General features: G+C 59.3%; 23 protein-coding genes. 7 read left to right on the forward strand and 16 right to left on the reverse strand.

What is annotated here, in order from left to right:
- Window positions 1-55 precede the first annotated feature (55 nt).
- The 6 genes from coaBC (at window position 56) to AB3Y40_RS03015 (ending at window position 6,649) form a co-directional block, all read left to right on the forward strand.
- Window positions 56-1,255 (forward strand): bifunctional phosphopantothenoylcysteine decarboxylase/phosphopantothenate--cysteine ligase CoaBC, encoded by a 1,200-nt coding sequence (gene coaBC, locus AB3Y40_RS02990; protein ID WP_369437320.1) that lies wholly within the window; start codon window positions 56-58, stop codon window positions 1,253-1,255.
- A gap of 105 nt (window positions 1,256-1,360) precedes the next feature.
- The gene (gene dut / locus AB3Y40_RS02995) at window positions 1,361-1,819 is read left to right on the forward strand and encodes a dUTP diphosphatase (RefSeq protein ID WP_369437321.1); all 459 of its coding nucleotides are present in this window, start codon (window positions 1,361-1,363) and stop codon (window positions 1,817-1,819) included.
- Window positions 1,816-2,868, forward strand: coding sequence for a HesA/MoeB/ThiF family protein (locus AB3Y40_RS03000; protein ID WP_369437322.1), 1,053 nt, complete (start codon window positions 1,816-1,818; stop codon window positions 2,866-2,868). The genes dut and AB3Y40_RS03000 overlap by 4 nt, the downstream gene beginning before the upstream one ends.
- 40 nt (window positions 2,869-2,908) lie before the next feature.
- On the forward strand, window positions 2,909-3,694 hold the full coding sequence (locus AB3Y40_RS03005) for a transporter substrate-binding domain-containing protein (protein WP_369437323.1): 786 nt from the start codon (window positions 2,909-2,911) through the stop codon (window positions 3,692-3,694).
- A 39-nt stretch (window positions 3,695-3,733) separates the two neighbouring features.
- Complete coding sequence (locus AB3Y40_RS03010; protein ID WP_369437324.1) at window positions 3,734-4,522, forward strand: amino acid ABC transporter permease; 789 nt, start codon at window positions 3,734-3,736, stop codon at window positions 4,520-4,522.
- 99 nt (window positions 4,523-4,621) lie between these two features.
- Window positions 4,622-6,649 carry a M3 family metallopeptidase gene (locus AB3Y40_RS03015; RefSeq protein ID WP_369437325.1) on the forward strand — a complete coding sequence of 676 codons (2,028 nt, stop codon included), beginning with the start codon at window positions 4,622-4,624 and terminating at the stop codon, window positions 6,647-6,649.
- Here AB3Y40_RS03015 and AB3Y40_RS03020 read toward each other — a convergent pair.
- Complete coding sequence (locus tag AB3Y40_RS03020; protein WP_369437326.1) at window positions 6,646-7,551, reverse strand: cation diffusion facilitator family transporter; 906 nt, start codon at window positions 7,549-7,551, stop codon at window positions 6,646-6,648. The two genes, AB3Y40_RS03015 and AB3Y40_RS03020, sit on opposite strands and share 4 nt — an antisense overlap.
- Before the next feature lie 31 nt (window positions 7,552-7,582).
- The gene (locus AB3Y40_RS03025; RefSeq protein ID WP_369437327.1) at window positions 7,583-8,110 is read right to left on the reverse strand and encodes an SH3 domain-containing protein; all 528 of its coding nucleotides are present in this window, start codon (window positions 8,108-8,110) and stop codon (window positions 7,583-7,585) included.
- Between the two features lie 114 nt (window positions 8,111-8,224).
- Between AB3Y40_RS03025 and AB3Y40_RS03030 the strand changes: the two genes are divergently transcribed.
- Window positions 8,225-9,211, forward strand: coding sequence for a 2-hydroxyacid dehydrogenase (locus AB3Y40_RS03030; protein WP_369437328.1), 987 nt, complete (start codon window positions 8,225-8,227; stop codon window positions 9,209-9,211).
- A gap of 184 nt (window positions 9,212-9,395) precedes the next feature.
- On the opposite strand, the gene AB3Y40_RS03035 is transcribed toward AB3Y40_RS03030, so the two are convergent.
- From AB3Y40_RS03035 to AB3Y40_RS03100, 14 genes are all read right to left on the reverse strand, one after another.
- Window positions 9,396-9,545, reverse strand: a complete 150-nt coding sequence (locus AB3Y40_RS03035) for a hypothetical protein (protein WP_369437329.1) — start codon at window positions 9,543-9,545, stop codon at window positions 9,396-9,398.
- Between the two features lie 128 nt (window positions 9,546-9,673).
- A complete protein-coding gene (locus tag AB3Y40_RS03040) occupies window positions 9,674-10,336 on the reverse strand; it encodes an alpha/beta hydrolase family protein (RefSeq protein ID WP_369437330.1) in 663 nt (220 codons plus the stop codon).
- Window positions 10,337-10,594: 258 nt separating this feature from the next.
- On the reverse strand, window positions 10,595-11,614 hold the full coding sequence (locus AB3Y40_RS03045; protein WP_369437331.1) for a hypothetical protein: 1,020 nt from the start codon (window positions 11,612-11,614) through the stop codon (window positions 10,595-10,597).
- Window positions 11,611-12,357, reverse strand: coding sequence for an SDR family oxidoreductase (locus AB3Y40_RS03050; protein WP_369437332.1), 747 nt, complete (start codon window positions 12,355-12,357; stop codon window positions 11,611-11,613). Before AB3Y40_RS03050 ends, AB3Y40_RS03045 begins: the two co-directional genes overlap by 4 nt.
- The gene (locus tag AB3Y40_RS03055) at window positions 12,348-13,208 is read right to left on the reverse strand and encodes a fumarylacetoacetate hydrolase family protein (protein WP_369437333.1); all 861 of its coding nucleotides are present in this window, start codon (window positions 13,206-13,208) and stop codon (window positions 12,348-12,350) included. Before AB3Y40_RS03055 ends, AB3Y40_RS03050 begins: the two co-directional genes overlap by 10 nt.
- The gene (locus tag AB3Y40_RS03060) at window positions 13,205-13,678 is read right to left on the reverse strand and encodes a phosphopyruvate hydratase family protein (RefSeq protein ID WP_369437334.1); all 474 of its coding nucleotides are present in this window, start codon (window positions 13,676-13,678) and stop codon (window positions 13,205-13,207) included. Before AB3Y40_RS03060 ends, AB3Y40_RS03055 begins: the two co-directional genes overlap by 4 nt.
- Entirely contained in the window at window positions 13,675-14,544 is an 870-nt protein-coding gene (locus AB3Y40_RS03065) for an SMP-30/gluconolactonase/LRE family protein (protein ID WP_369437335.1), read from the reverse strand. Before AB3Y40_RS03065 ends, AB3Y40_RS03060 begins: the two co-directional genes overlap by 4 nt.
- On the reverse strand, window positions 14,541-15,260 hold the full coding sequence (locus AB3Y40_RS03070; protein WP_369437336.1) for a GntR family transcriptional regulator: 720 nt from the start codon (window positions 15,258-15,260) through the stop codon (window positions 14,541-14,543). The genes AB3Y40_RS03065 and AB3Y40_RS03070 overlap by 4 nt, the downstream gene beginning before the upstream one ends.
- Window positions 15,261-15,271: 11 nt before the next feature.
- Window positions 15,272-16,153, reverse strand: a complete 882-nt coding sequence (locus AB3Y40_RS03075; protein ID WP_369437337.1) for a carbohydrate ABC transporter permease — start codon at window positions 16,151-16,153, stop codon at window positions 15,272-15,274.
- Window positions 16,153-17,103 (reverse strand): carbohydrate ABC transporter permease, encoded by a 951-nt coding sequence (locus AB3Y40_RS03080; RefSeq protein ID WP_369437338.1) that lies wholly within the window; start codon window positions 17,101-17,103, stop codon window positions 16,153-16,155. Before AB3Y40_RS03080 ends, AB3Y40_RS03075 begins: the two co-directional genes overlap by 1 nt.
- Before the next feature lie 16 nt (window positions 17,104-17,119).
- Window positions 17,120-18,349, reverse strand: a complete 1,230-nt coding sequence (locus tag AB3Y40_RS03085) for an ABC transporter substrate-binding protein (protein WP_369437339.1) — start codon at window positions 18,347-18,349, stop codon at window positions 17,120-17,122.
- Between the two features lie 29 nt (window positions 18,350-18,378).
- Window positions 18,379-19,482, reverse strand: a complete 1,104-nt coding sequence (locus tag AB3Y40_RS03090; protein WP_369437340.1) for an ABC transporter ATP-binding protein — start codon at window positions 19,480-19,482, stop codon at window positions 18,379-18,381.
- Entirely contained in the window at window positions 19,482-20,717 is a 1,236-nt protein-coding gene (locus tag AB3Y40_RS03095; RefSeq protein ID WP_369437341.1) for an enolase C-terminal domain-like protein, read from the reverse strand. Before AB3Y40_RS03095 ends, AB3Y40_RS03090 begins: the two co-directional genes overlap by 1 nt.
- Window positions 20,718-20,730: 13 nt before the next feature.
- A complete protein-coding gene (locus AB3Y40_RS03100) occupies window positions 20,731-21,480 on the reverse strand; it encodes an SDR family NAD(P)-dependent oxidoreductase (RefSeq protein ID WP_369437342.1) in 750 nt (249 codons plus the stop codon).
- Window positions 21,481-21,683: the final 203 nt, after the last annotated feature.

Here is a 21,683-nt window from a genome sequence, read left to right on the forward strand (position 1 = left end):
ATTGTCATTGCCCGGCATACTGCCCTAGTGTTTGCCCGATCAAAGGAGCGGGCAAATGCTGGCAAACAAACACATATTGGTGATCATCGGTGGCGGGATCGCGGCCTTCAAGGCGCTGGACCTGATCCGCCGCCTGCGCGAGCGCGGTGCGACGGTGACCCCGGTGCTGACGAATGCGGGGGCAGAGTTTGTCACGCCGCTGTCGGTTTCTGCCTTGGCGGGCAACAAGGTATTTCAGCAACTTTTTGATCTCAATGATGAATCCGAGATGGGGCATATTGAGCTGTCACGTGCGGCGGATCTGATTGTCGTGGCCCCAGGCACGGCTGATCTGATGGCCAAGATGGCGGCAGGGCTGGCGAATGACCTTGCCTCGACCCTGCTTTTGGCAACTGACAAACGGGTGCTGGTGGCCCCGTCGATGAATGTGCGGATGTGGCAGCATCCGGCGACCCAGCGCAATCTGGCGACGCTGAACGATGACGGTATCCTGCTTGTCGGCCCGAATGAGGGCGATATGGCCTGCGGCGAATACGGGCCGGGCCGAATGGCGGAACCTCTTGAAATTGTTGACGCAATTGATGCCGCCTTGGCGGATGGCCCGTTGAAGGACAAGCATGTTCTCGTCACCTCTGGCCCAACACATGAGCCGATTGACCCGGTCCGCTATATCGCCAACCGGTCGTCCGGCGCGCAAGGCACAGCAATTGCGAAGGCGTTGAAAGCGCTCGGGGCAGATGTGACTTTTGTCACCGGCCCCGCGGACGTGCCGCCGCCGATGGATGTCACTGTTGTGAAGGTGCAGACAGCATTGGACATGTCCAAAGCGGTTGCGGACGCGCTGCCCGCAGATGCGGCCGTATTTGCGGCCGCCGTTGCCGACTGGCGCGTCAAAAACGCGGGCGATAGCAAAATCAAGAAAGACGGTAAGGGTTTGCCATCATTGGATTTTGCGGAAAACCCCGACATCCTTGCCGGTGTGGCGCAGATGAAAGCCGGGCGCCCGAAACTGGTGGTCGGATTTGCCGCCGAAACGGACGATGTGATCAAACATGCCACGGCCAAACGGGACCGAAAGGGCTGTGACTGGATCGTCGCCAACGATGTCTCACCTGCGACGGGCATCATGGGCGGGGCTGAAAACGACGTGACCCTGATTACTGCAGACGGCGCAGAGGACTGGCCCCGGATGGGCAAGGCGGCTGTCGCAGCGCGTTTGGCGGAAAAAATCGCGGCCGCACTCTCAGACGGTTAACGCAGAAAAAATGCAAGTCACAGACGATACACACACCATGCACATGCCATGCATACGCAAAGATGAACACGTCTTCACATTAACTGAAGCGCGGGCTTTAGACGGATGAAACCTTTGATCAAAATCGCCTGGGCGCCGGGCGCGGATATGGACCTGCCGTTGCCATCCTATGCGACGGCGGGGGCTGCCGGGGCAGATGTCTGCGCCAATATCCCTGATCACAAAAGGATAATTCTGGCCCCGCGCGCCCGCAAACTGATCCCAACCGGGTTGCGCATGGCGATCCCGGCGGGGTTCGAGGTGCAGATCAGGCCAAGGTCGGGGCTGGCGCTGAAGCATGGGATCGGCATGGTCAATGCGCCCGGCACCATCGACAGCGACTATCGTGGGCCTGTCGGCGTGATCTTGATTAACCATGGCCAGGAAGATTTCACCGTGACTCACGGGATGCGCATTGCGCAGATGGTGGTGGCCCCGGTCACGGTCGCGGACTTTGCGCTGGGCGATCTGGATGAAACGGCGCGCGGCAGCGGTGGCTTTGGGTCGACCGGGTTCACATCGTGATTATGGTCGGCGCGATGGCGGCGGTGCTTTGGATCACCGGCATGGTGATGGGCACCCCGCGTCAGGCGCGCTGGACGATGATCGGCATTCTGATGGTTGCGGTCATTGCGGGCCACATCGTCTTGCCGGACGGCCATCCGCTGCGCGAGGCAACGGGCGGCGACGCGCGGCTGTGGTTATTGATCCTTGCCGGTGGTGCGCTTGTCTGGGGGTATGGGCGCATTTTGGGCCGGTTGCGTCGGCGGGCAGAAGCGCGGGATGCTCCTGCGCCAAAGGCTGGCGGGTTTTCACCGACCGAGCTGGACCGCTATGCCCGGCACATTATCCTGCGCGAGGTTGGTGGACCGGGGCAAAAGGCCCTGAAAGAGGCGCAGGTCTTGGTGGTTGGTGCAGGTGGGCTGGGATCGCCCGCGCTGCAATACCTTGCGGCGGCGGGCGTCGGCACCATTGGGGTGATTGATGATGATGTGGTGGACAATGCCAACCTGCAACGGCAGGTGATCCATGTTGATGCGGCCATTGGTGCGCCCAAAGTGCACTCTGCGGCAGAGGCGATTGCGGCGCAAAACCCCTTTGTCACCGTGCGACCCTATCAGCGGCGCTTGACCGAAGAGATCGCAGCGGAGTTGTTTGCTGATTACGATCTGATCCTGGATGGGTCCGACAATTTTGATACTCGCTACTTGGTGAACCAGGTGGCTGTTGCGCAGGGCAAGCCCCTGATCGCTGCGGCACTGACGCAATGGGAAGGTCAAATCAGCCTTTATGATCCAAAGCGCGGAGGCCCCTGTTATCGTTGCCTTTTTCCGCAGGCCCCTGACGCGTCTTTGGTGCCAACCTGTGCCGAAGCGGGCGTGATCGGGCCGTTGCCCGGTGTGGTTGGATCCATGATGGCAGTCGAGGCGGTCAAGCAGATCACAGACGCGGGCGAAGGGCTGCGTGGGCGCTTGCTGATTTATGATGCACTTTACGCGGAAACTCGGGTGATCGCAGCCAAAGCGCGCGCGGATTGCCCCGATTGTGGTGGGCAGGGCTTGCAAGGGGCGTGAGCGCGGGTAGTCTTGGCGGGTCTTAACCTGGGGGTTTACCATGAAAATTCTTGCAACGCTGGCCGCGACGGCCGTGATGGCCACATCTGCAATGGCGGACGGGCATCTGACCGATCTGGAAGGCCGCGAAATCGTGGTGGTCACGGAAAACGCATATCCGCCGCTGCAGTTCATTGATGGCGACGGCAACGCCGTCGGCTGGGAATACGACGCGATGGAAGTCATCGCAGAGCGGCTGAACGCGACCGTGGTCTATGAAAACATCAGCTGGGACGCGATGATCGCCGCCGTCAGCGAAGGCCAGTTCGACATGGGCATGACCGGGATCACCATCCGCGAGGACCGCGCGGAAGTTGTTGATTTTTCGGACAAATACATGACGTCCGAGATGGTGATGATGGTGCGCGGGGACGAAGAGCGGTTCACCGATGCCGCGTCTTTTGCCGCTGACGATGATCTGCTGATGGCAGCCCAGCCCGGCACGACGCCCTTCTACGTGGGCGTCTATGACGTGTTGGACGGGGACGAGGCGAACCCGCGCATCAAGCTGATGGAAACCTTTGGTGCCACGGTGCAGGCGCTGCGCGCAGGTGATGTGGACCTGATCCTGACGGACGGCACGGCGGGCAACGGCTATGTCGATGCCTCGGACGGCGCGCTCAAGATCATTGGCGAAAAGCTGGGGACCGAGGATTTTGGTTTCATCTTTCCCAAGGGGTCTGATCTGGTCGCACCGATCAATGCAGCAATTGCCGATATGGAGGCCGACGGCACGATTGATGCGCTAAACACCAAGTGGTTCCTTGACTTCAAGGTGGGCGGCTAAGGCCCAGGGCCCCCGGCATAGGTCGGGGGCCGTTTCAAGATGATCCCCACATCCCCCAATGATGACGACTTTCCGTGGTGGCTGGTGGCGGTGCTGGCCATCGGGGCCTGGATGTTTTTCCAGGTTCTCACGGACGAGGCCTATACCAAGGTGCTGACCACCCTGTCCAAGGGCATCCGCACCACGGTTTTTGTAGCACTTGTCAGCTATGCGATGGCCTGCGCGCTGGGGCTGTTGCTCGCACTTGGGGCCTTGTCCAAATCCTTGATTCTCCGGCAGATTTGCCGGTTCTATGTCGAGGTGATGCGCGGCATTCCGATCATTGTGCTGCTGCTTTACGTGGCCTTTGTGCTGGCGCCCGCGATGGTGATTTCATGGAACTGGCTGGCGCAGGGGCTGGGGTTTGAAGGGATCCGCACGCGTGACTTTTCGCTGCTGTGGCGGGCGATCATTGCGCTGACGTTGGCCTATGCGTCGTTTCTGGCAGAGGTCTTTCGCGCTGGATTGCAGTCCGTAGACGCAGGCCAGATCGAGGCGGCAGAGGCGCTGGGGCTCAGCCGGTGGCAACGGTTTCGGTTTATCGTCTTCCCGCAAGCGTTGCGGACAATCCTGCCGCCGTTGGGCAATGATTTCGTGGCAATGGTCAAGGATTCGTCCTTGGTCAGCGTGCTGGGCGTGACCGACATTACACAACTCGGGAAGGTCACGGCGGCGGGCAATTTCCGGTATTTTGAAACCTATAACGTGGTGGCGCTGGTCTATCTGACAATGACGATCGGTCTGTCGCTGTTGCTGCGGCGGTTCGAGGCACGGATGCGGCAGCGATAACCGCACCAGCGGGATTTGGATATTTTTTGGCCAGAAGAAGCAGGGGGTTCTGGCAAGTCAGGCAGCGCGGTCCTAGGTTGTGGGCAAAGGAGATTTGCCATGACCAATCCGCTGCTGACTGACTGGGACACGCCGTTTGGGCTGCCCCCATTTGACAAGATCTCTGACGATGATTTTGCGCCTGCTGTGGACGCGGCGTTGGATGAGGCGCGGGCAAATTTGAAGGCGATCACCGAGAACGCTGAAGCGCCGACATTTGCCAATACGATTGAAGCGCTTGAGTTGTCCGAGGACACCTTGGGCCGGGTCTTGGGCGTGTTTTATGGCATCGCGGGTGCAGATTCGAACGCCGCGCGCGAGGCGTTGCAGCGGGACTTTGCACCCAAGCTAAGCGCCTATGGATCAGAGGTGACCGAGAACAAGGCGCTGTTTGCGCGGATTGAGGCGATCTGGGAGGCGCGTGAGAGCCTTGATCTGACGGATGAACAACAACGAGTGCTGATGCTGACCCGGCGCGGGTTCGTGCGGGCCGGTGCGCAGTTGGAAGGGGACGCGGCAAAGGAATTGCGCGCGGTCAAGTCGCGCCTGTCTGTGCTGGGCACAGAGTTTACGCAGAACCTGCTGGCGGATGAACGCGACTGGCACATGGTGCTGGACAAGGACGGGTTGGAAGGACTGCCGGATTTTGTCGTGGCCACAGCGCGCGGCGCAGGCAAGGAATTGGATGCAGACGGGCCGGTCGTAACGCTGTCGCGGTCGTTGATTGTGCCGTTCTTGCAATTCTCGTCCCGGCGGGACTTGCGCCAAAAGGCCTATGAGGCCTGGACAGCACGCGGGGCCAATGGCGGCAAGACCGACAACCGTGGCATCGCGGCGGAAACGCTGAAGCTGCGGCAAAGACGGGCCGAATTGTTGGGCTATGACAGCTTTGCCGATTTCAAGCTGGAAACCGAGATGGCGGGCACGCCCGGCGCGGTGCGCGATCTGTTGATGGAGGTCTGGAAACCGGCCAAAGCCGCCGCTGAAAGCGACGCCAAGGCGCTGGAGCGGATGCTGCATGCCGATGGCTGGGATGGCCCGTTAGAGCCTTGGGATTGGCGCTATTACTCCGAAAAGCGGCGTCAGGAATTGCATGATCTGGATGAGGCTGAATTGAAGCCTTACCTGCAATTGGACCGCATGATCGAGGCGTCATTTGCCTGTGCCAACCGGCTGTTCGGGTTGACGTTCAAGCCGCTGGATGGCCCTGTCTATCACCCCGATGTGCGGCTCTACGAAGTGACGCGCAACGGCGCGCATGTGGCTGTTTTCATTGGCGATTACTTTGCGCGACCCAGCAAACGGTCAGGGGCGTGGTGCATGGCGATGCGCAGCCAGCAGCGGCTCGCGGGTGAGGTGCGGCCCCATGTGGTGAATGTGTGCAACTTCGCCAAACCCGAAGAGGGGAAACCTGCGCTTTTGTCGTATGACGATGCGCGCACGCTGTTCCACGAGTTCGGCCATGCGCTGCACCAGATGCTGTCGGATGTGACTTATGAAAGTATCAGCGGGACATCTGTGGCGCGCGATTTTGTGGAACTGCCCAGCCAGCTTTATGAACACTGGCTGGAGGTGCCGCAGGTCTTGCAGGAATTTGCGACCCATGCCGACACAGGCGAGGCGATGCCGGACGAGATGTTGCAGCGCGTGCTGAAGGCCGCGACGTATGACATGGGGTTCCAAACGGTGGAATATGTCGCCAGCGCACTGGTCGATCTTGCGTTCCACGACGGCCCAGCACCTGCAGACCCGATGCAGAAACAGGCTGAGGTGCTGGAAGAGATCGGGATGCCCAATGCCATTCGCATGCGCCACGCCACGCCGCATTTTGCGCATGTGTTCGCAGGCGACGGCTATTCCAGTGGCTATTACAGCTACATGTGGTCCGAAGTCATGGACGCTGACGCCTTTGCCGCCTTTGAAGAGGCGGGCGACCCGTTTGATGCGGCTACTGCGATGAAGCTGGAACAGACGGTCCTGTCCTCTGGCGGGTCTGTCGATGCCGCAGAGCTTTATACCGCGTTCCGCGGGCGTCTGCCGGGGGTCGAGGCACTGTTGAAGGGCCGGGGGCTGGACGACGCAGCCTAGCGGGTGTCGTCGGGGTGCTTTTGCACGCCGACCGGATCCTTATGGATCAGCACGTCCGCGCGGGGATATCTCGCAATGATTGCCCGGCGCAAGGCGGCACCGATCGCATGGGCATCGTTGAGCGTTTGATCCCCGTTCAGCTCAATATGCAGGTTCACGAAAACGCGGCTGCCCGCGCGGCGGGTCTTGAGGTCGTGAAATCCATGCACACCGGGAAAGTTATGCGCAATCGCGGTGATGCCTGCGATCATCGCGGGGTCAGCTTGCCGGTCCATCAGCGCGTCCCAGGCTGTTTTGCCGATGCGGATGGCGCCGACTGCAAGCAGGGCAGCAGCGCCAAGGGCCACCACGCTGTCAACGCGGCCAAGACCAAGCGTGGCACTGGCCCAAAGTGCGATCAACGCACCGACGTTGGGGATCAGGTCGCCAAGATAGTGCAGTGAATCGGCGCGCACCACTGCGTTGCCGGTCTGCCGTGCCACGCGGCGTTGCCAGATCACCAGCCCAAGGGTGACAGCGATGGAAAAGACCATGACCGCCATGCCTTGTCCCTCTCGCTGGGGCAGGGTGACGGTGTCGTCTAGCAGGCGCAGCACGGCAGCCACAGCGATGACCCCGGCAGAGATCAGGATAAAAAGCGACTGGCCCAGGGCAGCAAGATCCTCGGCCGAGCTATGGCCGAAGTTGTGGTCGTCATCAGCGGGTTTGGCAGCATAAGCGATGGCTGCCAGCCCCCCCAGCGACATCATCAGATCCATCGCGCTGTCGGCCAGTGTTGCAGCCACGGCGAGCGACCCGGTCTGCCCCAGCGCCCAAAGCTTGGCAAGGACAAGCACAAGCGCCACTGAAACAGAGAGCACCCCGGCAGAGAGGTTCAATTTGGTGTCATGTTGCGCGGTCATGCCCGAGATTTAGCGGTTTGGGCGGGAAAGGTCAGTCTCTTTCTTCGCCCGGGAGCGTCCCCCAAAGCCCGTCTTGCGGTGCCCAGCCGCGATAGCCGGCGGCGGTGAGTTCGCACCAGCCTGCCGCGCAGCTGCCAAGGCGTGCGATCACGCCCGCCTCGAGCACGGCGCGTTCATGGGCTGTAGCATCCGGTTTGGCGCGCAGGGCGGTCATATCGGTGTCGATAATCACGGTGCGGACGCCCGACAACATGGTGTAGTGGACCCAGCCCCCCTGACCTTCGCGGTCGATGACGCGACGCCAGTGGCCGTATTCGGCGATCACCTGCAATGGCATGCTCTTGCGGCGAAAGACCCAGTCGATCCGGTGCGACAGCGACGGGCCGCGCCGCACGTTGCTTTCCTGCGCCTTGAGGCTGACAAAGCGCGGCAGGGGCAGGTTGGTTTCCGGCCCGAAAAGTGGTGCAGTTGCGGGGGCATTGGCGGCCTGGGTCGCCTCTTGCGCGTGTGCCACAGGGGCCAGCAGCAGCATCACCAGAAGAAGCCGTTGAATTGTCATGGGACCGCCTGTCACTTACCGCACCTGCCGCGCGTGATCGTTCTTGTGTCACGCGTCGGTTATCTGGCAACCTGACAGCAGTTGCGTGATTTGCAAAGCATCTGGGAGGTGCCAATGCCGGGGAAAAAGCTGAGTGTTGTTGTGACGCGACGGTTGCCCGAGGTTGTTGAGACCCGGATGAAAGAGCTGTTTGATGTGACCTTGCGCGAAGATGATGCGCCGTTGTCGGACACGGCGCTGGCCGCGGCATTGGCGGATGCGGATATCTTGGTGCCGACGATCACCGATCAGATTGATGCCAAGATGCTGGCGCAAGCCGGTGAGCGGTTGAAGCTGATCGCCAATTACGGGGCAGGGGTCGACAATATTGACGTAGCCACGGCCCGGCAGCGCGGCATTCTGGTGTCCAATACCCCCGGTGTGACCACGGACGACACTGCCGATATGACCATGGCACTGATGTTGGGTGTGATCCGGCGGGTGCCAGAGGGCGTGGCGCTAGCGCAGTCGGGCGATTGGCCCGGTTGGGCGCCCACAGCGATGATGGGCGGCAGGCTGGGCGGGCGGCGTCTGGGAATTTTGGGCATGGGCCGGATTGGGCAGGCAGTGGCGCGGCGGGCGGCAGCCTTTGGGATGCAAATCCACTACCACAACCGCAAACGCCTGCGCCCCGAGATCGAGGAGGCGCTAGAGGCCACCTATTGGGAGAGTCTTGATCAGATGGTGGCACGGATGGATGTGGTGTCGGTAAATTGCCCACATACGCCAAGCACCTTTCATCTTATGAATGCGCGGCGGTTGAAGCTGATGAAACCCGAGGCGGTGATTGTGAACACCTCGCGCGGAGAGGTGATTGACGAAAACGCGCTGACCCGGATGCTGCGCGCGGGCGAGATTGCGGGGGCAGGCCTCGATGTCTACGAGCGTGGGCATCAGATGAACCCGCGGCTGAAGGCGCAGCCCAATGTGATCCTGCTGCCGCACATGGGTTCGGCCACGCTGGAGGGGCGGATCGAGATGGGCGAGAAGGTGATCATCAACATCAAGACCTTTGCTGACGGGCATCGGCCGCCTGATCTGGTGGTGCCGGGGATGTTGTGACGGCGCGCGCCGCTGTTGGCCGCGATACGCGGCCAAGGCGCCCCGCCCACCGTCCCGGTCAGGTGATAGGCTAAGTGATGCGAGATGAGGTGGCGTAACGGCCTTTTTCGACGGATGGCTGTCTCACACAAATGTGCTGCGCGCGGCAGGTCATGCCGCGCGGAAACGTGCCGGAATGCGCGCCTTAGCGGGCGCCGAATTCCGGGGTGGCGACGTAGTTCATCGCAGAAAACCGTAGCATGTCATTATCGGCGCGGCCGGTCACAGGTTCGGGCTGTATACAGGCGCTAAGCGCCAACAGGGCCAACACCGCCATCAGGGGTGTGCGTTTCATCTGCTCTCACTTTCCTCAATCCGCATCTTATGTGCGGTGATCGCAATATAACCTAAACGTAAAGTTAAGGATGCAGGAAAATATAGGTCGCATTTTCCCCGTTGCAAAAATGCATGGGGGTCACGGTTTTAGCCGACCGGGGGCCATTTGACAGGCACTTCGGCGGTGCCGATGTTGTTGTCGAGGGCATCCATGTAGGCATCCATATTGTGGTTCAGACCGAAACGGGGCCGTCTATGCACAAGATGTGGGGCGCGACCCATGTGGTGAAAACTGCCGACAAGCGCTGTCACCGGGTCGTCCACGCGGCAGATACTCAGGCAATGGGCGTCGTCCACGACCCGCCCGCGCGCCTTGCGCGGGCGCGGTGCGGCAAAGCCGATGCCGGTGCGTTTCCAGCTTTTGGACAGGATTTGCGTGGCCGCAGCCCCCAGCGAATGGCCGACGATGACAGTGGGACGGCGGTCGCCCATCCAGTCATAGATCGCCTTGGCGTGGGCCAGAAAACCCTGATGCCAGATCGTGCCGCTGGCACCTCTTTTGGCGTCCTGATTGTTCAGCGCATATTGTTCATGCCCGATGCGAAAGGGGCGGAAATTGAACTGGATATGGTCCAGCAGCGAATTGGTGCCGGGAATGATCAGAAAGCCATTGTTCAAGAGCGTCGCCTCGGCCCCAGGGATCGGACATTCATCAACGATCATGCCGCGCAGCGTGGCGTTGCGGTGCATGTCGTAAGCGTTGGCCGCGAGTTTCGCCGCTTCTTTCACCGGATAGCTGACGATTGTCATGGACGATCCCCCTTTGTTGCCGGGCAGTCTGGCGCGGCGGGGCCGACAAATCCAGTGGGGGATTCCTGACTGGGGTAGGCCTTGGGGCGCATGCGTCTGCGGTATGTCTGGCCAAAGGCCAATTTGACCGTTTTTCTGTCCCGCAGAGAATGTCTGCTTTGGTTGGTCCGCAAGACCACTCGCAGAGAAAACAGCTTATGGCCGCCACGCGTCACATGCGCCCATCATGTCAATCGTGACCGCATGGGCGCATCGTGATCACAGCTCACTTACCGTGATCGCATAGCGTGTGGTGAACGGTTCACTTGCCGAAAGTGGCGTCTGCGTCGCGATACCAGATCGCGGAAGTGGCGCATCGGAATTTGCCGAATGCGCGACACCCAGATCAAAAGCCGCCGCAACTGGTTCAATCCCGATGGCGCAAAAACGACCGCTCCAGGGGTAGGCCTTGCGACCACGGTTTGAGAGCCACAACAGGCATTGCGGAAATGTTGCGATATCCCAGGACAAATCGACGGCAAATCGATTTTGCAGGTCTGACAGGCGCACATCACCTTCTGTCAGCGAAACAGCCAAGAGTTCTTCTGTCTGGATGGCAAGGGGCAGGCGCGTGACGTCCGCGCCTGACCCGTCTTTTGTCTGTATCTGTGTCAGCGTGTCGGTGGTTGTGTCGGGCATGCATTGCGACGCATCATCCACGGGAACAGGGAAGGTTCTGACGCGTGTCAGCGACGGAATGCTAAGCTGCGCAGCCCCCGCCTGACCGGGCAAGGCAAAAATGGGGTGCAGCCCAATCGGCAGCGCAGCATCGCGGTGCATTTCGATGTGCAAATCAAGTTTAATCTGCTCACCGGTCCCCCGTGAAATGCACCGCGTCAGCCGACGAACGACATGGTCTTCGGGATAGTCGATGGCGATCGTGATCGCGGTGCTAGTCTGTTCCACTAGGTGCCAGCAATGGTTCGCACTATAGCCATGGGCAAAATCGTCCGCAGGCGGAATTGTTGGATCAAGCCCATCCATCCAATGCGGCGGCAAGTCGGTTCGCGCTGTGGCAACACCGAACGGCACACATGGGAATTCTCCGCGCAACCGCTGCAAGATGGGTGGCAGGGTGTCGCGTTTTTCCGGCGGATCATCAGCCCAAGGTGCGACGGCGAATGGCTGAACCTTGCGGCCGTCCGAAAGCGTGAACCAGACCGGGCCAAGCATTCCGCCACGTGCGGCGACCTCGCCGCGGATGCTCCCCCAATCAAAGGTCCAAACCGTATCGGTCAAATCGTAATGCCGCCGTCAATGTTGATCGCCTGACCCGTCACAAACGCACCATCGTCCGAAGCAAGAAAAGCGCAGAGGCCCGCAATTTCGTCGGGTTTGCCGAACCGCCCAGCAGGTTGGCGGTCGATGAAGAATTTCATCGCGGCCTCTTGGCTGCCCATCTGGTCTGCCAGATCCGCAATGCGACCTTGCAGGCTGGGGCTATCAACGGTGCCCGGACAGATCGCGTTGCACCGGATTTGGTCGGGCAGGTAATCAGAAGCAATTGATTTTGTCAGCCCCAGAACGCCGCCCTTGGTCGCACAATATGCTGCGCGTTTGGGAAACCCTTTGATGGAACTCGCCACCGACCCGATTGTAATGATGCTGCCGCCTTGCGCCTTCATCTTCGGAATACCTGCACCCAATACCAGAAAGGCACTGTCCAATGTGATGGCGCAGGACCGACGCCAATCCTCAAGGCTGCATTCCTCAATCGTGCCTTGGTGGACGTAGCCGACCGCGTGAACCAGCACGTCAATCCGGTCGAATGTGTCAAAGTAGGCAGTGACATCAGCGGCGTGTGTCGCGTCCAGCCCCGCGATGTCCGCGCCTTTGAGGTCAGATAACAAACCCGCATTCAAATCGGACGCATGGACCTGCGCCCCCTCTGCCAGCAAACGCTCCGCGATGGCCCGCCCGATCCCTTGGCCCGCCGCCGTCACCACGGCGGTTTTCCCGGCCAGACGTTTGGTCAGGTCCATAAGGTTCCCTCCAGTGCGGTCACAGTTTGGCTTTGCGCGCCCAACCCCTCTATTCCAAGGTTCACAGTATCGCCGATTTTGAGAAATTGAGGTGGCGTCATACCCGCCCCGACACCGGGAGGCGTGCCGGTGCAGATAAGATCACCCGGTTCCAGCACCGTGAATTCGGACAGGTAACAGACAATTGTTGCGGGATCGAAGATCATGGTGTTGGTATTGCCGGTCTGCATGCGCACGCCATTCACATCAAGCCACATCGGCAAGGCCGCGGCATTGCCGACCTCATCAGGCGTGACGATCCACGGGCCGGTTGGACAGAAATTCGGAAAGCTTTTTCCCTTCGCCCACTGGCCGCCCCGTTCCAGCTGCCAGGCACGTTCCGACAGATCGTTCACGACGGTAAACCCCAGAATGTGATCAAGCGCGTCGGCCTTGGAGATATTCAATGCCCGCTGGCCAATCACGATCCCCAGTTCGACCTCCCAATCGAGTTTCGTCATTTTCGCTGAATACAGGATCGGCGCATGTGGCGCGCAGAACGTCGCTGCGGATTTGTTGAACAAGATCGGTTCGGCGGGGATATCCATGCCAGCTTCGGCGGCGTGGTCGGAATAGTTCAGGCCAATGCAATAGACGTTGCGCGGCTGGGTCATGGGGGTGCCAATGCGCATGCCGCCTTGTTCGATGACAGGCAAGGTGGACAGGTCAACACGGGCCATTGTCTGGCGCAGTGTCGGGATGGTATCGGGTGTGAAATCATCAACAATTCCAGACACATCGCGTGCCCCACCTTCGGCATCCAGAACGCAAGGAACCTCACGGTCAGCGGGGCCAATTCTTAGAAACTTCATCTTTGTTCTCCGTTGTTTTTGCAACCCCACCACGTGTTTGCAAGCGGTGCGCCCCCCACGAAGGCATCGCGTCCAAGCATATTCTGGATGCGCAGACATGCGTTCCATTTCGCCATGCGTTCAGACCGCGTGAATGACCCGACCTTAAGCTGTCCGGCCCCAAGGCCCGTTGCGAGATGGGAAATTGCGACGTCTTCGGTCTCGCCTGATCTGGCAGAAACCACGCTGCGGTAACCGGCGGCATATGCGGCCTTGAACGCATCAACAGCTTCGGTGAGCGTTCCCGCCTGGTTGACCTTGAGTTTCGGCAGCGCGAATTTGATGCAGATGGTCTTATCGGCCAAGATGACCTTGCCGATATCTGACGCAACGCCACCTGCCAGCGGCGCGACTAAGCGCATGTCTTCCGCCTTGCCCAGGCCCAGTTCGACCACCAAGGCCGTGCAGCGCGCGGCAAACTCCACGGTCATGGCACAAACCGGTTCTCGGGCTGCCCGGTGCCATCGGTCTCTACCACCATCATCGCACCATCCGCATCTGCCGGGTGTTCTATCGCAAAGCGCGCGGATGTCACGATCAGGGTGGACATATCCGCCCCCGCAAATGTGGTGGCCGTTGGGTTGTGCGCAGGCAGCAGGATTTCACGGTCCGGTTTTCCAGTTGGATCGTACCGGATCACGCGACCCGCGCCGAACCGCGCAGTCCACAAGAACCCTTCGGCATCCATACAGGACCCATCCGGGACACCGGGCCCGCCAGAGACATGGATGCGGCGGTTGGAAATCTCAGCCGTCGCGTCGTCATAGTCCCAAACCCAGATCGTATTGCGCAGGCTATCGCCAAGATAGAACCGGTCGCGTTCAGGCGACCAGACCATGGTGTTTGGTATTCCAAATTCGGGTTCTGTCACTGGCACCGCACCATCCGCATCAATCCTGAAAAGCCGCCCGCAGGCGCGCGTCTGCTCGCGGGGCTGCAGATCATCGGTCAGATTGTTTTCCATGCTTGCGACCCACATCCGCCCCGAAGGATCGCAGGCCCCCTCGTTCAGCCGCATCGCCGGATCAGTTTCGGCGCAGGTCAATGGACCTGTCTTACCGTCGCGCCACCGCGCCACGCCTTTGGCGAAGGACACGATCGCCACTCCATCCGTACCAAGCGCAAGCGCGGTTGGCAGATCGTCCGTTTCGAACTTTGTGGTCTCACCGCTCTCAAGGTCGCGGGCAATCAGTGCCTTGCCAGTGATATCCACCGACCAAACCTTGCCATCCTTCGGATTCCAAAAGGGGCTTTCACCAACGCCATCGCGCAAGTCCCCCAGAATGCGAATGGTCATCTTGCAGCTCGGGCGTATTCTTCGCTCTGCTCGAAATACTCCGGGAATTTGTCACGCGCTTCGTCGATATAATCAAAAATGCGGCGCAGGTGTTTGATCATCCGTTCTTCGGCCAGCGCCTCATCGCCCGCCTCGATTGCATCCGCGATGACAACATGTTGTTTGATAATCGTGTCGAGGTCTTCGACAGCCGCCACCATCAAATGCCGGAACCTGTCCATGTGGTCCTTGAGACGCAGGATTTCGGGCAGCACACTTGGCTGTTTGGCATATTCGGCGATGAGACCATGAAATGCTTCGTCAGAGGCATAAAAGCTCTCTGCGTCTTCGAAGGTCACATATGTGCGCTGCAAGGTTATTTCCTTGCGCAGCCCTTTGACCAAAGCAGCCCCTTCGCCCGATGACATGGCCCGTCGCAGCAGCGCTACTTCAAGCGCCTCGCGCATGAACTGCGACCGGTCAAGATCCTCGATACGCAAGGGTGCCACTTGCGAGCCACGCTGAGGAACCACATCGACAAACTTGTTCTCTGCCAGTTTTGTCAGCGCTTCGCGGGCAGGGGTGCGGCTGACCCCCAACATCTCTGACACCGAGGCCTCTGACAGAACCTGATAGGGTTTCAATTCGAACCTCAGGATCCTCTGGTGCAAATCATCATAAACCTGTCGCGCCAATGGCAAAGGACGGCCGGATTTTGCTTTTTTGAGATGTGCCATCTTCCCCCCGTTCAGGATTGTTGGACCTGCAGCCCCTGCATGAAATGCTTTCTGAGCAGAAAGAAAAGCACGATGCTAGGCAGAGAGGCCAAAAGGGCCGCCGTCAGAACGATATTTGGTCCGATTGATGAATAGCTGCCTTGGAAGACCAGCAGGGCATTCATGATTGATCGTGTTTCCAACCGGTTGCCGAGGACCGTCGAAAACAGCATGTCATTCCAGATCCAGGTGAATTGCAGCAAAAACACCGCCGTCATCGGCCCAATGGTGTTGGGGAGAATGATGCGAAAAAAGACTGTGAATTCACTCGCCCCATCCATCCGTGCGGCTTCATCCATTTCACGTGACAGGCCGGACATGAAGTTGCGCAGCACCAGCGTCGGGAAGGGAACGCAAATTGCAGTGTAAAACAAGAGCATCCCCAAGTGCGAATTCAGAAGACCCAGCTTTTGATACCCGAAAAACAGCGGGATCAGATACATCTGGAACGGAAAGACCGTGCCTGCGAAAATCAGCATGAACCATCCGTTGCGGAACGGAATGTCGAGGCGCGTAATGGCAAAGGCCGCCATAGCCGCAAAAAACACCGCCAGTGATGCTCCGACCGTGCCGTAAAACGCAGAGTTTAACATGGCTTGTCCCATGCTCCCCAGTTCCCACGCGCGGGAAATGTTCTCCCACAAAGGGGCGACCCCTTCGGGCAATGCCAAAGGTGGGTTGCGCGAATATTCATTGCTCGATTTGAAGATCGAAATCGCCAGAAAGTAGAACGGCACGATCCAAAGCAATGCAAATCCGACGGCTGCAACCAGCTTGAACGAGCTGCCTTTGTGCTTTGCTGCTTCGCGCCGTTCGATGGCGTCCAGATCAAGTGTTGAGATATCAAATGCCATCAGCGTGTCATCCTGTCGACGCGGGCCTGCAGCACCGTTTGCACCCAGGTCACGCACAGCACCACAAGGCCGATGATGACCGCGACGGCAGACCCAAAGGCCCAGCTGCCTTTCTGGAACGCTTCGAAATACATGAACACGGCAAGGGCAAGGCTGCGTTGACCGGGGTAATTCGCCCCCATGACCCACAGCAGATCAAACACTGTGAAGCCTGCCAGAACAGATAGAATCGTGACCATCAACAGTGTCGGCATCAGCAACGGCAGCGTGATGTAGCGGAATATCTGCCAACGGTTTGCACCATCAATATGGGCCGCCTCAATCGGGTCTTTCGGGATCGCGGCCAGCCCAAGCAACAGCAACACCATGACCAGACCGGCGGTCTGCCAGACGAAGGTTGCAATGATGGCGGGTGTCACGGTGGCGTCGTTATAAAGCCAGCCGATATCCACATCCCGACCCGACAACATCCCAAGCCCGCGATTAAGCAAACCGTCAGGCGCATAGACGTAGAACCACAAGACACCGACCGCCGTCGGGGCCAGAATGCGCGGAATGAAGATGATGTTCTTAAAGGTCTCAGCGCCGCGCAGATTGCGGAAAAACATCGCCATGCCAAGCCCCAGCGCGATGGGAAAGACGACCGATGCGCCGACCCAGATCGCAGTGTTGATCAGCGCTTCGGTGAAGAATGGGTTGCCCGGCATGCGTTCGTAATTTGTAAAACCGGCGTATTCACCAAAACCCTTGAACTTCTTCCACTTGGTAAAACTCAGCCAGATGTTGAACACGACCGGCAGCAACAGCAAACCCACAACCATAATCAGCGCCGGCGCCATGAAGACCAGTCCGATGCCAAGTTGGCCGCGCCGCCGTGCTCGAGCGTTTCGGGCGATCTGATCCATCCCAATCCGGTCAAGCAAGGCTTTGTCTGTGGCGGCGCGGTCCATTGTTATCCGTCCCTATTTACTGGTCGGCCCAGTAGGCGGCATTGAGGGTTTGCATCGTTGCCATGACGTCTTCTGCTGTCTCCATTGTCGGGTCCAGCATAAAGCGGTTCATTTCCGCGACCAGTTCGCCCTGAAGATCAGGTGGAACAGCTTCCCACCAGCGCAGGTAGGCCGCAGCCCCGGATTCCGCGATATCGGCGTTCACTTCCCCGACGATGGCGTTCGGTGCCTCGGCCGAATTGTTGCCGATGTAGTTGCCTGTCGCTTCGCCCCAGGCATTTGCGCCTTCTGTTGACACCCAAAAGCGCAAGGCCTCCATCGTGTCCGCATCTGCGGCACCATCAACCGACACCACCAGCGGCGCGCCTTCGACGATGACCGCAGCCGGTGCGCCCTCGACGGCATTCGGCATGATGAACACGCCCAGATCATCCGGCGCAACACCGGCTTCGATTACCAGACCAGAGGCCCATTCACCGATCAGATACATGGCACCCGCGCCGCGCACATAATCGTTGAACTCTTCAGTGGATCGCGGATCCGAGAAATAGCCCTTGGCATACATATCCGACCACGCCTCGAACACGGCACGCAATTCCGGGCCGTCATATGCGACAGATCCGTCGTTCAGGCCGTTGTAGGCCTCCGGGTGCATACGCAGCAACAATTCCTGGAACCAGATAAACCCGCGCCAACCTTCGTGCACAGTTGCAAGGAACGGTGTTTCACCTGCGGCGACGATCGCATCCGCATTGGACATCAGCTCGTCCCAGGTCTTGGGCTCTTCCAGGCCAAGCTCGGCGTAAAGCGGCTTGTTATAAAGAACGACCCAGCGGGCCAGCAAAAGTGGCACCGCATAGGCCTGCCCGTCCACCACGAACAATTCCTTGGACGCTTCGCCATAACCGCCTTCGGCAATCATCTCGGCCCAAAGATCGTCCAGCGGTGCGATTTGCCCGCTGCTGACCAGTTCTTCAAACGTCGCACCTGTCCACCATGTGAACATGTTGGGCGTTTCGCCAGACGCGATAGAGGCCTGCACGAAGGCCTTGTATTGTTCAGCGTTGGCATAAGGCGTTTCGACGATTTTCACGCCTGTTGCCTCTTGTGCGGCATCCCCGACAGACTGAAGCTGCTCGGACCAGAAGCCTTTGTCGTGAAACAATTGCACTTCTTGCGCCATGACCGGTGCTGCTGCAAGCATGACGCCCACAGCCGTTCCCAGTAGTTTTCCCTTGATATTCATTTGTTCTCCTCCTCGTTAAAATTGTTGTGTTATGTCGTTCTCAAAGACATCTCCGTGTCGGCATCGAACAGATGCAGACGCGATCCGGCGACGTGGAAATTGATTTCTTCGCCATCGTTCACGATGCGCGGCTGCTGCATGCGCGCGACGAAATCCACCGATGCGCATCGCGCAAACAAAAGGCTCTCGTTGCCCAGAAGCTCGGTCAGTGTCACCTCGCCGGTGATCGAAACCCCACCTTCGGGCTGCATGCCGTGCCCGTGGGGGATGATGTCTTCTGGCCGAAGCCCCCCCGTCACGCGCTGCCCGTCGCGCAAGGCACCGCGAAATTTGTCGTCATCCAAAGGGATCGTCATGTCCGGACTGACGAAGGCAAAGCCATCGCCGTTCTGCCTGATCTCACCTTCAAAGAAATTGATCTGCGGAGAGCCGATAAAGCTTGCGACGAATTTGTTGGCGGGATTTTCGAAAACGTCCAAGGGCGTGCCTTGCTGGGCAATCTCCCCGTCTTTCATCACGACGATCACGTCGGCCAAGGTCATCGCCTCAATCTGGTCGTGCGTGACATAGATCGTCGTCACACCCAGCCGATGCTGCAACCGCTTGATTTCAACCCGCATCTGGTTGCGCAGCTTGGCGTCCAGATTGGACAAAGGCTCATCAAACAGGAAAACCTCGGGCTCGCGCACGATCGCGCGTCCCATCGCCACTCTTTGGCGTTGGCCGCCAGACAATTCGGACGGGCGGCGATCCAGATAGGGTTGCAGTTCCAGCGCCTCGATCGCGCCATTGATCCGACGGTCCATGTCGGCCGGATCGATCTTTGCCAGTTTCAGCGAAAACGCGAGGTTCTCTTTGACGGTCAAATGCGGATAAAGCGCGTAGGTCTGGAACACCATCGCCACGCCGCGATCACGCGATGGCAGATCATTGGCGCGTTTGCCATCAATCAACAGCTCCCCATGAGAGATGCTTTCAAGCCCGGCGATCATCCGCAATGTCGTCGACTTGCCGCAGCCTGACGGGCCGACAAGAACCACAAACGCGCCGTCAGGGATATCAAGGTCGATGCCACGGACAGCCAACTGTCGGCCGTAGACTTTTACCAGATCACGGACAATCACCCCGGCCATCAGGACAACCCCGGCGCAGTCTTGACCGACGGATCGGCGTAGTTGCGCTCGGGCCAGACCGAGTACCAATTCGGCCGCGCGGGGTCGCGGTCGTAGGTGTATCCACCGGTTTCGCGGAAATAGTCGGCATATTGCGCCAGCTTCTCGCGACTGACCTCAACCCCCAATCCGGGGGCAGTCGGCACTGCAATATGACCATTCTCATACGGCAGTTTGCCCCCTTCCAGAATGTCATCCTGAAGGTGGTGATAATGTGCATCGGCCGCGAAATTCAGATTGGGCAGGACCGCGCCCAAATGCAGCATCGACGCCAGCTGGATGCCCAACTCGCCCGAAGAATGCACGGCAGCAGAACGTTGGAACGATTCCAGGACGTGGCCTGCTTTGACGGATTGCCGCAGCCCGCCCCAGAACGTGGTGTCCAGCAGGATCACATCCACAATGTCGTGACGGATACACTGCGCAAGCTGTTCAAAGTTCACAACGACCATATTCGTCGCGGTCGGGATCGGCTGGCCGTCGCGGGCGCGCCGCATACCGTCCAGTCCCCAGGTCGGGTCTTCGAAATAATCGTTGTTGAGATGCGAAATCGCGCGCCCGACGCGGATCGCTTCTTCGACGGACCACACGCCATTGGGGTCAAGACGCACGCGATCCTGCGGAAAGGCGTCTGCCAATGCGGTGAAGACCTCGACATCGTGGTTGGGGGCGAAATGGCCGCCCTTCAATTTATGTGTGCGGAACCCGTGTTCATCGCGCAGCGCCTTGGCATGGGCGACGATCTCGTCCGGCATGGTTTCGCCGCCCGCGCCGTCGGACTCATAGCGATAGAACAAATAGGACGCGAATTCGACCGAGGTGCGGATCGCGCCGCCAAGCAACGCATGGGCCGGAACACCCAGCCGCTTGCCTGCCAGATCAAGACAGGCCATTTCAATCGCCGCATGCAATTGCAGCCGGTTGTTATACAGCGTCGCGGTGGGGTTCATGATCTTCCACCGCAACTGCTCAAGGTTCAGCGGGTCATGCCCCTTCAGATAGGGCAGCAAGGACATGACGGCGCTTTCCGCACCCTCACCGCCGCCGCCCAGCTCACCCCAGCCAGACAGACCATCATCTCCGATCACTTCAACAATGGTGCGGATAAAGCGGCCCCAATGGGCGCCCGCGGAATGCCTTAGGGGTGCCTCCAGCGGAACGGCAACCGTCGTCACCTTGATGTCTGCAATCGTCACGTATTCTGACCTTTCATTTCGGCGATCCACCAAGCCGCGCCATAAGCCCACCATCGACCTTGATCACATCGCCAGTGACGAAGGACGCTTTGTCCGACAACAAAAAGGCCACGACTTCAGCGACTTCGCTGGCCTTTGCGGCGCGGCCCAGCGGGTGCATCTTGTTGATCTCATCCCAAACAGCGTCAGGATCGTCAGCCAGATTGACAGCCCATTCCAGCATCGGCGTTTTGACCGACCCCGGTGCGACAGCGTTTGCGCGCACACCGTCAGCGGCAAAATCAACAGCGATGGATTTGGCCAGCCCGATCAGCCCATGTTTGGACGCGGTGTAGGCGGCAACATTCTGCTGCGTGGCAAGCCCCTGAACCGATGCCATAAACACGCAGGCACCACGGTTCTCGGCAAGTTGCGGCAGCAATGCGCGCGCCATAAGGTACGCTCCGCGCAGGTTCACACCCATGACTTCGTCCCAAAGATCAGGCGCTGTATCGGCTGCTGATCCATAGCGCTGAATACCGGCATTATACGTGAACCCAGTCGCGCCACCCAAATCAGAAGCCGCATTCGATGTTCGCTCTGCAGTCGCCGCATCGGCAACGGAACCGACAATACAAACCGGCGATCCGGGCAGTTCAGTCGCTGTTTGATGGAGCGCATTTTCGTCGAAATCGACGAGGACCAAAGCGATGTCGTCATCCGACAGACGCCGCGCGACAGCTGCGCCGATCCCCTTTGCCGCACCCGTTACGACGATACACATAGCGTCCCCCAGAATCATCTTCCGTAAGACAATTGCACACTACCATGGTAGCATGCAACTATTGGATACTGGCGCGACCGTTGGGGATCTGGTTTCGCTCAAGGCCCCAATAAAACTGACAGTGTCTTGTGTTTGTGGTCGGATGACGCGTCGACTGTCAGGTCTCAGGAACAGGATCATTGCCCCGGTCGCTAAGGGCAACT

This window comes from Yoonia sp. R2331 (assembly GCF_041103235.1).
GTDB lineage: Bacteria > Pseudomonadota > Alphaproteobacteria > Rhodobacterales > Rhodobacteraceae > CANMYO01.

Bases quoted from the DNA above. Each gene is read 5' to 3' on its own strand.
- coaBC (WP_369437320.1), top strand. From the start codon at position 56: ATGCTGGCAAACAAACACATATTGGTGATCATCGGTGGCGGGATCGCG.
- dut (WP_369437321.1), top strand. From the start codon at position 1,361: ATGAAACCTTTGATCAAAATCGCCTGGGCGCCGGGCGCGGATATGGAC.
- AB3Y40_RS03005 (WP_369437323.1), top strand. From the start codon at position 2,909: ATGAAAATTCTTGCAACGCTGGCCGCGACGGCCGTGATGGCCACATCT.
- AB3Y40_RS03010 (WP_369437324.1), top strand. From the start codon at position 3,734: ATGATCCCCACATCCCCCAATGATGACGACTTTCCGTGGTGGCTGGTG.
- AB3Y40_RS03015 (WP_369437325.1), top strand. From the start codon at position 4,622: ATGACCAATCCGCTGCTGACTGACTGGGACACGCCGTTTGGGCTGCCC.
- AB3Y40_RS03020 (WP_369437326.1), bottom strand. From the start codon at position 7,551: ATGACCGCGCAACATGACACCAAATTGAACCTCTCTGCCGGGGTGCTC.
- AB3Y40_RS03025 (WP_369437327.1), bottom strand. From the start codon at position 8,110: ATGACAATTCAACGGCTTCTTCTGGTGATGCTGCTGCTGGCCCCTGTG.
- AB3Y40_RS03030 (WP_369437328.1), top strand. From the start codon at position 8,225: ATGCCGGGGAAAAAGCTGAGTGTTGTTGTGACGCGACGGTTGCCCGAG.
- AB3Y40_RS03035 (WP_369437329.1), bottom strand. From the start codon at position 9,545: ATGAAACGCACACCCCTGATGGCGGTGTTGGCCCTGTTGGCGCTTAGC.
- AB3Y40_RS03040 (WP_369437330.1), bottom strand. From the start codon at position 10,336: ATGACAATCGTCAGCTATCCGGTGAAAGAAGCGGCGAAACTCGCGGCC.
- AB3Y40_RS03050 (WP_369437332.1), bottom strand. From the start codon at position 12,357: ATGGACCTGACCAAACGTCTGGCCGGGAAAACCGCCGTGGTGACGGCG.
- AB3Y40_RS03055 (WP_369437333.1), bottom strand. From the start codon at position 13,208: ATGAAGTTTCTAAGAATTGGCCCCGCTGACCGTGAGGTTCCTTGCGTT.
- AB3Y40_RS03060 (WP_369437334.1), bottom strand. From the start codon at position 13,678: ATGACCGTGGAGTTTGCCGCGCGCTGCACGGCCTTGGTGGTCGAACTG.
- AB3Y40_RS03065 (WP_369437335.1), bottom strand. From the start codon at position 14,544: ATGACCATTCGCATTCTGGGGGACTTGCGCGATGGCGTTGGTGAAAGC.
- AB3Y40_RS03070 (WP_369437336.1), bottom strand. From the start codon at position 15,260: ATGGCACATCTCAAAAAAGCAAAATCCGGCCGTCCTTTGCCATTGGCG.
- AB3Y40_RS03075 (WP_369437337.1), bottom strand. From the start codon at position 16,153: ATGGCATTTGATATCTCAACACTTGATCTGGACGCCATCGAACGGCGC.
- AB3Y40_RS03080 (WP_369437338.1), bottom strand. From the start codon at position 17,103: ATGGACCGCGCCGCCACAGACAAAGCCTTGCTTGACCGGATTGGGATG.
- AB3Y40_RS03085 (WP_369437339.1), bottom strand. From the start codon at position 18,349: ATGAATATCAAGGGAAAACTACTGGGAACGGCTGTGGGCGTCATGCTT.
- AB3Y40_RS03090 (WP_369437340.1), bottom strand. From the start codon at position 19,482: ATGGCCGGGGTGATTGTCCGTGATCTGGTAAAAGTCTACGGCCGACAG.
- AB3Y40_RS03100 (WP_369437342.1), bottom strand. From the start codon at position 21,480: ATGTGTATCGTCGTAACGGGTGCGGCAAAGGGGATCGGCGCAGCTGTC.